Here is a 13031-nt window from a genome sequence, read left to right as displayed (position 1 = left end):
ATATGTGCAAACGTCTGTTGGCCCCTCCGTCCCATGGTTAACGTGGAAATCGTGGAGTGGCTCTCTTGGTTCGACGCCCGGGACTACGAATTCGCCCGTCAGGTGCTGCAGCGCGGCACGGCTGCGCTCTACTTCCTTGCGTTCCTTTCGACGCTGAACCAGTTCCCGGCGCTCCTGGGCGAGCGGGGCCTGCTTCCCGTCCCGGATTTCCTTGGGGTCGTCCGGCGGATGGGGCGGCCTACGCTGTTCCGTTGGCGCTACTCGGACAGGCTGCTGCGGGCCGTCTGCATCTTTGGGCTGGCGGTGTCTGCGTTGTTGGTCCTCGGACTTCCGCAGACAGGGCCGCCGTGGTTGCCGATGATTGCTTTCCTGGCCCTCTGGTTCCTCTACATGTCCATTGTCAACGTGGGACAAACCTTTTACGGCTTCGGCTGGGAAGTGCTGCTCTTGGAAGCAGGGTTCACGGTAGCCTTCCTGGGATCCGACCAGACTCCCCCGCCCGCCACCATCCTGGTACTGGTCGTGTGGCTGGTGTTCCGGCTTGAGTTCGGCGCCGGCATGATCAAGATGCGCGGGGGCAGGGAATGGCGGGACCTGACAGCGATGTTCTACCACCACGAGACCCAGCCGATGCCCGGTCCTCTCAGCCGCCAAGCCCACCTCCTCCCCCGGCCGCTGCACAAAGTCGAGGTGCTGGGGAACCATTTCGCCCAGCTGGTGGTCCCCTTCTTCCTGTTCGCACCCCAGCCCGTGGCCGGCATTGCCGCCGGCATCATCATCCTGACCCAGTTATGGCTTGTGGGCTCGGGCAATTTCGCGTGGCTGAACTGGGCCGCCATCATCCTTGCTTTCGCAGCGGTGAGCGATCCCGTGGCACACGCGGTCTTCCCGTTCATCCCGCTTGAGTGGCACTCCGGTGCCACCACACCGGTGTGGTGGCTCGTCGTCGTACTCGCCGTGACGTTGCTGTTGCTGGTGTTCAGCTACCGGCCATTGCTGAACCTGTTCTCGCGGGAGCAACTCATGAATGCAAGCTTCAACCGCTGGAGGCTGGTCAATGCGTATGGAGCTTTTGGCACGGTCACCAAGCAACGCATCGAAGTAGTGGTGGAAGGAACCTCCGACGAAGACCCCGACTCCCCGGACGAGGCCTGGCTGGAGTACGGGTTCAAGGGGAAACCGGGAGATGTCCGAAGAATGCCGCGTCAATGGGCGCCCTACCACCTTCGGCTGGATTGGATGATGTGGTTCCTGCCGCTGCGCACCGTGCACGAGGAATGGCTGTACCGCTTCCTGGACAAGCTCCTCACAGCCGATCCGCCGACGCTTCGGCTGCTTGGCCATGACCCGTTCGACGGCGGCCGCCCCCGTTGGGTGCGCGTGCAGACGTACCTCTACCGTTTCGCCAACCGCGCCGAGTTCAGGACGACGGGTGAGCGCTGGGTGAGGGTACCGCTGTACGAGGCCATTCCGCCTATGTCCCTCGATTCCCGGCGCCGGCTTCCTTGGCAGTGAAGCGGTGGGCAGCCGGCCTCGGGGCCGCCGTGGACTCCCGAACCACCAGGTGGGTGGCCAGCTCGACCCGCCGCGAATCAATGTCCTCCCCGTTCATTTGCCGGAGGATGAAGTTCACTGCGGACCGCCCCATGTCCTGCAGCGGTTGGGACACCGACGTGAGCGGAGGCACTGATTCCGCTGCCTGGTGGGTTCCGTCGAAGCCCACAAGGCTCAGCTCCTCGGGGATGCGCACATTCTGCCGCCGGGCCTCGGCCAGAACACCCAAAGCGATGCTGTCGCTGGCGGCGAAGATGGCCGTGGGCGGATCATCCAACGCCAGCAACGACTTCATCGCCTGAACTCCGTTGCTGGGGCGGAAGGGCCCGGCAAGGACGTATTCCTCTTGCACGCTGATGCCCTCGGCCATCAGCGCAGCCATGTAGCCGTGGAGCCGCGCCTGGCTGCACTCCGCCGACTCCGGCCCTCCAATGTAGGCGATCCTGCGGTGGCCGAGCGCCAGCAAGTGGGCAGCGGCAGCTTTGCCGCCGGCCCAGTTGCTGGCACCCACGCTGAAGACATCGCCGGGCGGCGGATTGAGCGGATCAACCACCACAATGGGGATCCTTCGGCGCTGGAAAGCGTTGAGCTGGCCTGAGTTGAAGGCGGAGGTGACCACAATCATGCCGCTGCGCCCCTCATCGATCAGCCGTTGGGCGCGCTCTTCAGGCCCCAAAGGCGACCCTGATTGCCGGCTGGTCACGGAGAGGACCACCTCCATGTCGGCAATCGCGGCCTGTTCGAGCACGCCGTTCAGCACCTCGACCGCGTAGGCGGAGTTGAGGGAATCGAACACGGCCTCCACGGCGCGGCGGGAAGGGACACTCCTGCGCTGGGAAGGGGTTTTGTAACCGGTCCTCTCCAGCGCCGCGAGGACCCGGGCGCGTGTCTCGTCGGCTACGTCTTCACGGCCATTGATCACTTTGGAAACGGTCGGCGTTGAGACGCCGGCCTCTTGGGCCACGGCGGCCAGGGTTGGCTTGGACGGCTTTGTCCCGATAGTCATATCCCCCACTTTCGAAATTGTTTCGGCAGTTTCGAGAATGCGCCGGTTCGCAAAAAAGTGCAAGTTCGGCTCAGGAACGAGTCAAAATGCGTCTTGACGGATCACTCAATTAGCTTTAGTTTAGACCGTGATCTTAATCACGGTTGCGAAATATTTCGATTTTTTTCGGAGCCTTCCTGTTCAACCTAGCGAAAACTCATGGAGAAGCAATGAAGCAATTCCAGTCCTCCCGGCGTTCCTTCCTGGCCCTCGCTGCACTCACACCCTTCGCAGCCATGGCAACCACTGCCTGCGGAACGTCAGGACCGGGCGGGAGCGGCGGTGGTGGCGGGGCCAGCATGTGGTTCCTCACCGGCGAGCCCAACCAGACCACCATGCAGAACGCCGTTGACGCATTTGTCGCCGCGAACCCGGACAACAAGATCAACGTCACTTACTTCCAGAACGACGCCTACAAGACCAAGATCAAGACGGCCATCGGTGCAGGACAGGCACCCACCATCGTGTACGGCTGGGGCGGCGGCGGGTTGAAGACCTACGCGGAGGCCAACCAGGTGGAGGACCTGACTCCCTGGTTCGATGCCAACCCGGATGTGAAGGAAAAGTTCTTCCCCTCCTCGTTCGGCGCTGCGACGGTCAACGGCAAGATCTACGCCCTTCCTAACCAGTACGTGGCTCCGATCGTGCTCTTCTACAACAAGGAACTCTTCGAAAAAGCCGGAGTCCAGCCTCCCAAGACCTGGGACGACATCATGTCCCTGGTCAAGACCTTCAATGACATGGGCGTGGCACCGTTCTCGCTCGGCGGCCAATCCCGTTGGACTTCGATGATGTGGCTCGAATACCTGCTTGACCGCATTGGCGGTGCCGAGGTCTTCAACGCCATCTTCGAGGGCAAGCCCGATGCCTGGATGCACCCGGCAGTCATCGAAACCGGCACCAGGATCCAGGAACTGGTCTCCGCTGACGGCTTCATCAAGGGCTTCTCCTCGATCACGGCAGACTCCAAGGCCGACCAGGCACTGTTGTTCACCGGCAAGGCTGCGATGATGCTCCACGGTTCCTGGACCTACGGTGCCATGAAGAAGGAAGGCCAGAACTTCGTCCAGGACGGAAAGCTCGGCTTCGTCCATTTCCCCACGGTCGCCGGCGGCAAGGGCGATCCGAAGAGCGGCGTCGGAAACCCCGCCCAGTACATGTCCATCTCCGCCAAGGCCAGCGACAAGGAAAAGGAGACCGCCAAGAAGTTCTTCAAGGAGGGCATCCTGACGGACAAGGTCATCGATGCCTACATCAACTCCGGCTCCGTGCCGATCGTGAACGGCATCGAGGACAAGCTTGCATCCTCACCTGACAAGGACTTCCTGAACTTCGTTTACGACCTTGCCAAGAACGCACCAACGTTCCAGCAATCCTGGGACCAGGCGCTGAGCCCCACCGCTGCCGAGGCGCTCCTGAACAACATCGACCAGTTGTTCCTGAAGTCCATCACGCCCAAGCAGTTCGCCGAGAACATGAACGCAACGCTTGGCAAATGAGCAGCTCAACGTTGACCAGGACGGCCGCCCACCGGACTGGCGAGAAGACCAAGGGGCAGAAAAATTCCGCACTCGCATGGCTGACGGTTCCGGCGCTGCTGTTCTTTGTCCTGTTCGCCGTTGTTCCCCTGGCCGGGGTCCTGGTCCTCAGCTTCGCCGACTGGGACGGCATCGGCGCAATCGGCGTCGCCGGGATGGACAACTGGACTTCGGTCCTCGCCGATCCCGGACTGTACAACGCGCTGGGGCTGACCTTCGTGATCATGATCGTGTCCTGGCTGGTCCAGACTCCGATCAGCCTGCTGTTGGGAGTCTTCACTGCGGGTAGCCAAAAATACCGTGCGGCCCTGGCCGTGTTGTACTTCCTGCCCCTCCTCCTGTCATCGGCAGCGGTGGCCATCGCCTTCAAAGCCCTCCTGGATCCGAACTTCGGCCTGGCCATGGGCCTGGGGTTGCCTTTCCTGGCGCAGGACTGGCTGGGGGTTCCGCAGCTGGCACTGGGACTGGTCATCTTCGTCATCGCCTGGCAGTTCGTACCGTTCCACACGTTGATCTACCAAGGCGGGGTGCGCCAGATACCAAAGTCCCTGTATGAGGCGGCCCAGATCGACGGCGCCGGCACCATCAAACAGTTCTTCCACATCACGCTCCCGCAGTTGAAGTACACCATCATCACGTCCTCCACCTTGATGGTGGTGGGATCCCTGACCTACTTCGACCTGATTTTCGTGCTCACAGGCGGTGGCCCGGGCAACTCCACCCGGATCCTGGCCCTGGACATGTACCTCAGGGGCTTCCGGGCCAACCTCATGGGCCCGGCAAGCGTCATCGCCGTAATCCTGGTCGTCATCGGCCTCGCACTGGCCTTGTTCCTCCAGCGCCTTGGAGGCAAGGACAAGCAGGGCAGCCAATTGGAAGGTATGTAGGGTGAGCACCGTTCTGACGAACACAGAAGAGACACCGGCAACCGGCACCAAGGCCGACCCGCCCGTGGTTAAGCTGAGCCTGGCCACACGCATCCGCCGCCTCAACATCCCCGGCGGCCTGGGCGGATGGATCTGGCTGGCCATCATCATCATCCCCGTCTACTACATCGTGATCACCAGCCTGAAGACGGCGGAGGGCTACTTCGGGCAAAGTCCGCTGGCTCCGCCGACGTCTCCGACCCTGGAGAACTACCAGCTGGTCCTGGAATCGAACTTCGCGACGTACTTCATGAACAGCGCGATCGTGACGCTCGGTTCCGTCATCCCGACGGTCCTGATTTCCTTCATGGCGTCCTTCGCGATCGTCCGCGGACGTGGCAGGTTCCTGAAACTGGTCAACGGAATGTTCCTGATGGGCCTCGCCATTCCCCTGCAGGCGACCATCATCCCCATCTACCTGATGATCATCAGGCTGAACCTCTACGACAGCCTGCTGGCCATCATGCTCCCGTCCATCGCCTTCGCAATCCCGCTGACCGTGCTCATCCTGTCCAACTTCATTCGGGACGTTCCCAATGAGCTGTTCGAATCCATGCGGCTGGACGGGTGCAGCGAATGGCAAACCATGTGGCGCCTGGCGCTGCCCCTGACCCGTCCGGCGATCGTGACGGTCTCCATCTACAACGGCCTGCACGTGTGGAACGGGTTCCTGCTCCCGCTGGTGCTGACCCAGAACCCGGACCTTCGCGTCCTCCCTTTGGGACTCTGGACGTTCCAAGGCGAATTCAGCGTGAACATCCCGGCGGTCCTGGCCTCGGTGGTCCTGAGCACCCTGCCAATCCTGGTGCTGTACGTCGTAGGACGGCGCCAGCTCCTCAGCGGCCTAACCGCCGGATTCAGCAAGTAACCGGATCAGGCAGACAAGAAAGGATCAGTTGTGACTGAACCACGACCCCTGCGTGTAGGCATGGTGGGCTATTCCTTCATGGGCGCCGCCCACTCCCACGCGTGGCGTACCGCCCCCCGCTTCTTCGACCTGCCCCTCGCACCGCAGCTCACCGCGGTGGCCGGCCGCAACGAAGAAGGAGTCCGGGCGGCGGCAGCCAAGTACGGCTGGGACTCGGTGGAGACGGACTGGCGGCGGTTGATCGAGCGCGACGACATCGACCTCATCGATATTTGCACTCCCGGCAACACCCACGCCGAGATTGCGATCACCGCCCTGGAGGCAGGAAAACACGTCCTGTGCGAAAAGCCTCTGGCCAACTCCGTGGAGGAGGCCGAAAAAATGACGGCTGTGGCCAGGGCCGCGGCCGAACGCGGAGTCCTCTCCATGTGCGGCTTCAGCTACCGCCGTACGCCCGCGCTCGCCTTGGCCAAGCGGATGGTTGACGAAGGGCGCCTGGGCGATATCCGCCACGTCCGTGCCCAGTACCTTCAGGACTGGCTCTCGGATGCCGACGCTCCCCTCACGTGGCGCTTGGACAAGTCGAAATCAGGCTCCGGCTCCCTGGGCGACATCGGTGCCCACAGCATCGACGCGGCCCAGTGGATCACCGGACAAGCAATCACCGGGGTCTCCGCCCTGATGGAAACCTTCGTCAAGGAACGCCCGGTGGGTGGTGACTTCGTGGGACTCGGCGGCCACGGTGGCTCCGACGGCCCCAAGGGCCCGGTAACCGTTGACGACGCCGCCATCTTCACTGCCCGGTTCAGCGGAAAGCACGACGGCGGCACTGGTCCCGTTGGCATCTTCGAGGCCACCCGCTTCGCGCTGGGCCGAAAGAACGCAATGCGACTGGAACTGAACGGCACCAAGGGTTCGCTGGCCTTCGACTTCGAAGACATGAATTCCCTGCAGTTCTACGATGCCTCGCTTGAACCCGATGCGGGCTTCCGCAAGATCATGGTCACCGAACCGTCCCACCCCTACACGGGCAACTGGTGGCCGACCGGACATGGCCTGGGGTATGAGCACGGCTTCACCCATCAGGTGGTGGACCTCGTGGATGCCATCGGCGCCGGTGAGCAGCCGTCGCCGTCGTTCGCTGATGCTTTGCAGGTCCAGAAGGTATTGGCCGCCGTAGAGGCGAGCGCTGCGGCGGAAAGCCGTTGGCAGAACGTTGACAAGGAGCACTGATGAACCGACCCATCACACTTTTTACCGGTCAGTGGGCAGACCTTCCCTTTGAGGAAGTTGCCCGGTTGGCAGGCGAATGGGGCTTCGACGGCCTGGAGATCGCCTGCTGGGGCGACCACCTCGATCCGGTACGGGCAGTGGAAGACGATGCCTACCTCCGGAACAAGCTGGAGATCCTGGACAAGCACAACTTGTCGGTCCATGCCATCGCCAACCACCTCACGGGGCAGGCAGTCTGCGACGATCCCATCGACGAACGGCACCGGGATATCCTGTCCGCCGATGTCTGGGGTGATGGTGATGCGGAAGGCGTCCGCCGGCGCGCAGCAGAGACCATGAAGGCTACGGCCCGCGCTGCGGCCAAGCTGGGGGTTAAGACCGTCACCGGATTCACGGGTTCCTCCATCTGGAAATGCGTTGCCATGTTCCCTCCCGCCTCTGATGCCATGATCGAGCGCGGCTACCAGGACTTCGCCAACCGCTGGAACCCCATCATGGACGTCTTCGACGAGGTGGGGGTCCGGTTCGCACTGGAAGTCCACCCCTCCGAGATTGCCTACGATTACTGGACTGCCAAGCGGACGCTCGAAGCCATCGGGCACCGGGAGAACTTCGGGTTGAACTTTGATCCGTCCCACTTCATATGGCAGGACCTGGACCCTGTCATGTTCCTGCAGGACTTCGCCGACCGGATCTTCCACGTCCACGTGAAGGAGTCTGTCCGGCAGTTGAACGGACGCAACGGACGCCTGGGGTCGCATTTGCCATGGGCGGATCCCCGCCGCGGCTGGGATTTCGTCACGGCCGGCCACGGAGACGTGCAGTGGGAACCGATCTTCCGGACCCTCAACGCCATCGGCTACGCAGGACCCACCAGCATCGAGTGGGAAGACGCGGGCATGGACCGCCTGGTCGGTGCTCCGCAGGCACTGGCCATGGTCAAGGAACTTGCCACTATCCAGCCACCCGCAGCGGCCTTCGATGCCGCCTTCGCAACACGCTGAACGACTCAACGGATACGCCCCGAAAAAACTAAGGAAACCATGTCGAGCAATAACAAAACCGCCCTGGTGGTACGCGGGGGCTGGGACGGACACCAGCCTGTGGAGGCCACCGAACTCTTCATCCCGTACCTCAAAGCCCAAGGCTTCGAGGTACGGGTGGAGGAATCGCCCAAAATCTACGCAGACGCCGACTACATGGCAACTGTGGACCTGATCGTGCAGTGCATGACCATGTCCACCATCGAGAAGGACGAGTTCGAGGGACTTCGTGCCGCCGTCGAGAACGGTACGGGCCTGGCAGGCTGGCACGGCGGCATCGCCGACTCCTACCGCAACAACTCCGACTACCTCCACCTGATCGGGGGCCAGTTCGCCTGCCATCCCGGCAAGCACCCGGACGAAAGGATCGGCGAGCAGTCGGACAACTACGTTCCTTACACGGTGAACATGCTCCCTGCGGCCGCAGAACACCCCATCACTGCCGGATTGTCCGACTTTGACCTGGTCACCGAGCAGTACTGGGTCCTGGCCGACGACTACATCGACGTCCTGGCCACCACCACCCAGAAGGTGCGCGAATGGGACCCCTGGAACCGGGAGGTTACTTCCCCTGCCATCTGGACGCGCCAGTGGGGCAAGGGCAGGATCTTCGTCTGCACCCCGGGACACCGTGTGGAAGTTCTCCAGGACTCCAACGTCCGCACCATCATCGAGAGGGGCATGCTGTGGGCAACCCGCTAGAAAACACCAAGCAGCTTAACGTCGGAATCATCGGCTGCGGCGCCATCATCGCCCAGTACCTGAGCAATTTCCGGCGCCTTGATTCGGTCAACCTCGTGGCCGTGGCGGACCTCGATCCGGCCCGTGCCCAGGCAGTGGCGGACTCCTACGAAGGCGTCCGGGCAATGCAGGTGGAAGAGCTGTTGGCGGCGGACGACGTCGACCTGGTGCTCAACCTGACTATCCCGGCGGCGCACGCCGACGTGGCCCTCAAGGCCATCGCCAACGGCAAGTCCGTGTACGGGGAGAAGCCGCTCGCCGCTACCTCCGAAGAGGCCCGGCAGGTCCTCGACGCTGCACGGGCCGCCGGAGTGGTGGTGGGCTGTGCGCCGGATACGGTCCTGGGCACGGGCATCCAAACGGCCCGCAAAGCGATCGACGACGGCCTGATCGGTACCCCGATCTCGGCGACGGCCACCATGGCCACGCCCGGCCACGAACGCTGGCATCCGAACCCGGACTTCTACTACCAGCCCGGCGGCGGACCGCTGCTGGACATGGGCCCGTACTACGTCTCGGCATTGGTCACTCTCCTGGGTCCGGTCGTCTCCGTGGTGGGCGCCGCGAGCCACACGAGGAATGAACGCACCATCGGTTCCGGTCCCCGCGAGGGCCAGAAAGTACCGGTGGACATCGACTCGCACGTGACAGGAGTATTGGTCCATGCCTCTGGTGCGCTGTCAACGCTCTTCATGAGCTTCGACGCCGTCAAGACCAAGAGTCCCAACCTGGAAATCCACGGCGAGAAGGGTTCCCTGGTGGTTCCGGATCCCAACCATTTCGACGGCGAGGTCCAGTTGTTCGCGCTCGGCGCCGAGGATTGGGAAACACTGCCCGTCTCGGCCGGCTATGTGGATTCGGGCCGGGGCTTTGGCATTGCCGACCTTGCGGCAACTCCCGCAGGCCAGGAACCGCGTGCCGGGGGCGGGCTCGCCTTCCACGCCCTTGAGGTGATGGAGTCGGTCCTTGAGTCTGCGAAGTCGGGGCATTCGGTATCGATCAAGAGCACGGCACAACGGCCGCCGGCAGTGCCGCTGACTGAGCTGGCCACCAAGGTCTCAGCCTAAGACGCACACACGAGGTGGCATTTGATGACAGTGTTTCCGGGAAACATTGGCATTAAATGCCACCTCGCGCCTGTAACGGGCCTTAAAGGGCCCTCCGCAGCACCGATTCAGCGTGTTTGAGGATGGGGCCGTCGATCATCTTCCCTTTGAACTGGAACACACCGCTGCCCGCAGCGGAGGCGGCATCCAACAACTCGCGCGCTTCCTCCACGGCTTCAGGCACAGGCGCATAGGCTTCCCGCACCGCAGCCACTTGGGACGGATGGATGCAGGCTTTCGCCCCGAAACCGCTCGCCACGGCATCCCGCGATTCCACGGCCAGGCCGTCAAGGTCCGGAATGTTCACGTAGACAGCGTCGATGGCTTCCTTGCCCGCGGCTTTTGCGGCAAGCAGTACAGCGGAACGGGCGTGCAGGGCAACAGCCCGGTACCCGCCGTCGTCGTTCCTGCTGGAAAGCCCGCCCAGGGATGCCAGCAGGTCCTCCGCGCCCCACATGAGCGCCACCACATTCGGTTCCGCCGCGATGGCAGCGGCATTCAGCACACCGGCGGCCGTTTCGCAGAGGGCAATGACCCGGTAACCGTCAAGGGCCCGCATGTCCTCTGCGCTCTCCGCCTTGGCAACCATCACAGTGCGGTATGGCGTGTGGGCCAGGCTGTGGAGGTCCTTCCCGAACTCAGCCGAACCCACCGGGTTGACCCTCACGATGGTGCGGCTGGGTTCCAGCTCCGGCGTATCTCCCGCCGCGCCCAGCTGGGCCAGGATGGCACCCCGGGCACGCTGCTTGTCAGCAGGCGCAACGGCATCTTCCAAGTCCAGGATCACCGCATCGGAGCGGTCGGCCGCCTTGCTGTAGCGTTCCGGGCGGTCCGCAGGGCAGAACAGGAGGGCAGGACCCATGGTGAAGGGAAGGTCGGCAGGAGTGGGCATCGGGTTCCTTGCTGCTGGGCGTGACTAGTGCTTGGAGACGTCGGTTTGGGAGGCGTGCGCTTCCTTGGTCCACATCAAACACGTCCGCGTTGCCAGCGCCACTTCCTTGCCGTCCTGGTTCCGGCCGATGTGTTGCATGGTCACCAACCCTTGGCCGGGACGGGACGATGAAAGCCTCTTCCCGGTGACCTCTGTCTCCGTGTACAGCGTATCGCCGTGGTAGAGCGGGTGCGGGAAAGCAACATCCGTCAGCCCCAACTGCGCCACGATGGTGCCCTGCGTCAGCTGGGTCACGGACTGGCCCACCATGACCGACAGCGTGAACATGGAGTTCATCAGGCGCTGGCCGAATGGCTGCGTCGAACTCCAGGCTGCGTCCAGATGAAGCGCCTGGGTGTTCATGGTCATAGTGGTGAAGAGGACGTTGTCCGCTTCGGTCACTGTGCGGCCGGGCCTGTGCGCATACACGACGCCCTCTTCCAGTTCGTCAAAATAGAGACCGCGCTGCACCACTACCCGGGTCATACGGTGAGTTCCTGGTCTTCTTCGAACAGTTCCGCGCCAGTTGCCGCCACGACGTCGTCCAAGGTGACGTTTGGCGCAAGTTCCCGCAGGACCAGCCGGGGTTCGCCTTCGTCCTTCACGACGTCGATCACGGCAAGGTCAGTGATGATGCGGTCCACGCATCCCTTGCCGGTCAGCGGAAGGGTGCAGTCCTTCACGATTTTCGGGCGGCCGTTACGGTCAACGTGTTCCATCATGACGATCACCTTCTTGGCGCCGAACACCAGGTCCATGGCCCCGCCCATGCCCTTGACCATCTTTCCCGGGATCATCCAGTTGGCGAGGTCGCCGTTGGAGGCCACCTCCATGGCGCCCAGGACGGCGACATCCACGTGGCCGCCGCGGATCATCCCGAACGACGACGCGGAATCGAAGAAAGCCGCACCGGCGTTCACTGTGACCGTCTCCTTGCCGGCATTGATCACATCGGGGTCGATTTTGTCCTCGGCCGGGTAGGGACCCACGCCCAGGATGCCGTTCTCCGAGTGCAGGATGACCTCTACTCCGTCAGGGATGTGGTTGGGAATCAGTGTGGGCATGCCGATCCCCAGGTTGACGTATTGCCCGTTCTCCAGTTCGCGGGCCACCCGGGCGGCCAGTTCATTCCGCGTCCAGCCTTTGGCCTCGTGGTGGTCGACGTCGGCCCTGCGGTATTCGTGCCGCACGGCTTCGGGACGTGGCGGCACATCGTGATACGTGTTCGATTCCATGGTTAGGCTCCTCCCGCCTGCTGCTCCGCCGTGCCTGCGCCGGATGTGTCCGTGACGGATACCGTGCGCTTCTCGATCCGTTTCTCCGGCGTCGGCGATACCACCACGCGCTGGACGAAGATGCCCGGAGTGTGGATGTGTTCGGGATCGAGCTCCCCCGGCTCCACCAGTTCCTCCACTTCGGCGATGGTGGTCTTTGCTGCCATGGCACACAGCGGGTTGAAGTTCATTGCCGTTGCATGGAAGACGAGGTTGCCGTGGCGATCGCCCTTCCAGGCGTGGACAAGTCCAAAGTCCGGGGTCAGGGACTCCTCAAGGACAAAGTCGGCACCGTTGAAGGCGCGCACCTCCTTGGGCGCCGACGCTTTCTCAACGTTCCCGTCGGCGTCGTACTTCTGCGGCAGCCCGCCTTCGGACACCTGGGTGCCCACGCCGGCTTTGGTATAAAAAGCGGGGATCCCGGCGCCGCCGGCACGCAGCTTCTCCGCCAGGGTTCCCTGCGGGGTGAGGACCACCTCCAGTTCACCGGCGAGGTACTGGCGGGCGAACTCCTTGTTCTCCCCCACGTAGGAACTGATGGTTCGCCGGATGCGGCCGTCCTTGAGGAGGATGCCAAGGCCCCAGTCGTCCACGCCGCAGTTGTTGCTGACCGTCTCCAGTCCAGTGGTGCCCTGTTGATGCAGGGCGTCTATCAGCGCGACCGGAATTCCGCACAGTCCGAACCCGCCGACGGCCAGCGAGGCACCGTCCGGGATGTCCTTCACCGCTTCCGCGGCGCTGGCAACAACCTTGTCAATCATCCTTGATCCTT

Annotated in this window: 13 protein-coding genes; 8 read left to right on the top strand and 5 right to left on the bottom strand. The window is 63.0% G+C overall.

The annotated features are described in order from the left end of the window. The first annotated feature begins 51 nt into the window (after positions 1–51). Positions 52–1515, top strand: a complete 1464-nt coding sequence (locus tag QN084_RS18945; protein WP_069694532.1) for a lipase maturation factor family protein — start codon at positions 52–54, stop codon at positions 1513–1515. Here the strand turns inward: QN084_RS18945 and QN084_RS18940 are convergent. Beyond that, positions 1475–2560 (bottom strand): LacI family DNA-binding transcriptional regulator, encoded by a 1086-nt coding sequence (locus QN084_RS18940; RefSeq protein WP_021472609.1) that lies wholly within the window; start codon positions 2558–2560, stop codon positions 1475–1477. The genes QN084_RS18945 and QN084_RS18940 overlap by 41 nt on opposite strands. A 209-nt stretch (positions 2561–2769) precedes the next feature. On the opposite strand from QN084_RS18940, the gene QN084_RS18935 reads away from it, so the two are divergent. The 7 genes from QN084_RS18935 to QN084_RS18905 are packed head-to-tail and all read left to right on the top strand — an operon-like array spanning position 2770 to position 10015. Next, on the top strand, positions 2770–4098 hold the full coding sequence (locus QN084_RS18935; RefSeq protein WP_021472608.1) for an extracellular solute-binding protein: 1329 nt from the start codon (positions 2770–2772) through the stop codon (positions 4096–4098). Then, complete coding sequence (locus QN084_RS18930) at positions 4095–5024, top strand: carbohydrate ABC transporter permease (protein ID WP_062095951.1); 930 nt, start codon at positions 4095–4097, stop codon at positions 5022–5024. Before QN084_RS18935 ends, QN084_RS18930 begins: the two co-directional genes overlap by 4 nt. 1 nt (position 5025) lies before the next feature. Beyond that, positions 5026–5931 (top strand): carbohydrate ABC transporter permease, encoded by a 906-nt coding sequence (locus QN084_RS18925; protein ID WP_021472606.1) that lies wholly within the window; start codon positions 5026–5028, stop codon positions 5929–5931. Between the two features lie 30 nt (positions 5932–5961). Further along, positions 5962–7164, top strand: coding sequence for a Gfo/Idh/MocA family protein (locus QN084_RS18920; protein ID WP_069694498.1), 1203 nt, complete (start codon positions 5962–5964; stop codon positions 7162–7164). Further along, the gene (locus QN084_RS18915) at positions 7164–8168 is read left to right on the top strand and encodes a sugar phosphate isomerase/epimerase family protein (protein ID WP_069694497.1); all 1005 of its coding nucleotides are present in this window, start codon (positions 7164–7166) and stop codon (positions 8166–8168) included. Before QN084_RS18920 ends, QN084_RS18915 begins: the two co-directional genes overlap by 1 nt. A gap of 39 nt (positions 8169–8207) precedes the next feature. After that, complete coding sequence (locus QN084_RS18910; protein WP_021472603.1) at positions 8208–8909, top strand: ThuA domain-containing protein; 702 nt, start codon at positions 8208–8210, stop codon at positions 8907–8909. Further along, the gene (locus QN084_RS18905) at positions 8894–10015 is read left to right on the top strand and encodes a Gfo/Idh/MocA family protein (protein WP_069694496.1); all 1122 of its coding nucleotides are present in this window, start codon (positions 8894–8896) and stop codon (positions 10013–10015) included. The genes QN084_RS18910 and QN084_RS18905 overlap by 16 nt, the downstream gene beginning before the upstream one ends. An 82-nt stretch (positions 10016–10097) precedes the next feature. On the opposite strand, the gene QN084_RS18900 is transcribed toward QN084_RS18905, so the two are convergent. Genes QN084_RS18900 through QN084_RS18885 form a run of 4 tightly spaced genes read right to left on the bottom strand, consistent with a single transcriptional unit; the run spans position 10098 to position 13020 of the window. Continuing rightward, positions 10098–10946 (bottom strand): HpcH/HpaI aldolase/citrate lyase family protein, encoded by an 849-nt coding sequence (locus QN084_RS18900; protein WP_069694495.1) that lies wholly within the window; start codon positions 10944–10946, stop codon positions 10098–10100. A gap of 24 nt (positions 10947–10970) precedes the next feature. After that, positions 10971–11471, bottom strand: coding sequence for a MaoC family dehydratase (locus QN084_RS18895; protein ID WP_069694494.1), 501 nt, complete (start codon positions 11469–11471; stop codon positions 10971–10973). Next, positions 11468–12220: a CoA transferase subunit B gene (locus tag QN084_RS18890; protein ID WP_069694493.1), complete on the bottom strand. Its 753-nt coding sequence runs from the start codon at positions 12218–12220 to the stop codon at positions 11468–11470. The genes QN084_RS18895 and QN084_RS18890 overlap by 4 nt, the downstream gene beginning before the upstream one ends. A 2-nt stretch (positions 12221–12222) precedes the next feature. Next, positions 12223–13020: a CoA transferase subunit A gene (locus QN084_RS18885; protein ID WP_021472598.1), complete on the bottom strand. Its 798-nt coding sequence runs from the start codon at positions 13018–13020 to the stop codon at positions 12223–12225. Positions 13021–13031 lie beyond the last annotated feature (11 nt).

This window comes from Paenarthrobacter sp. R1 (genome assembly GCF_030264015.1).
GTDB classification, from domain to species: Bacteria; Actinomycetota; Actinomycetes; order Actinomycetales; family Micrococcaceae; genus Arthrobacter; species Arthrobacter ureafaciens.
This window is presented reverse-complemented; position numbering and strand designations above follow the sequence as displayed.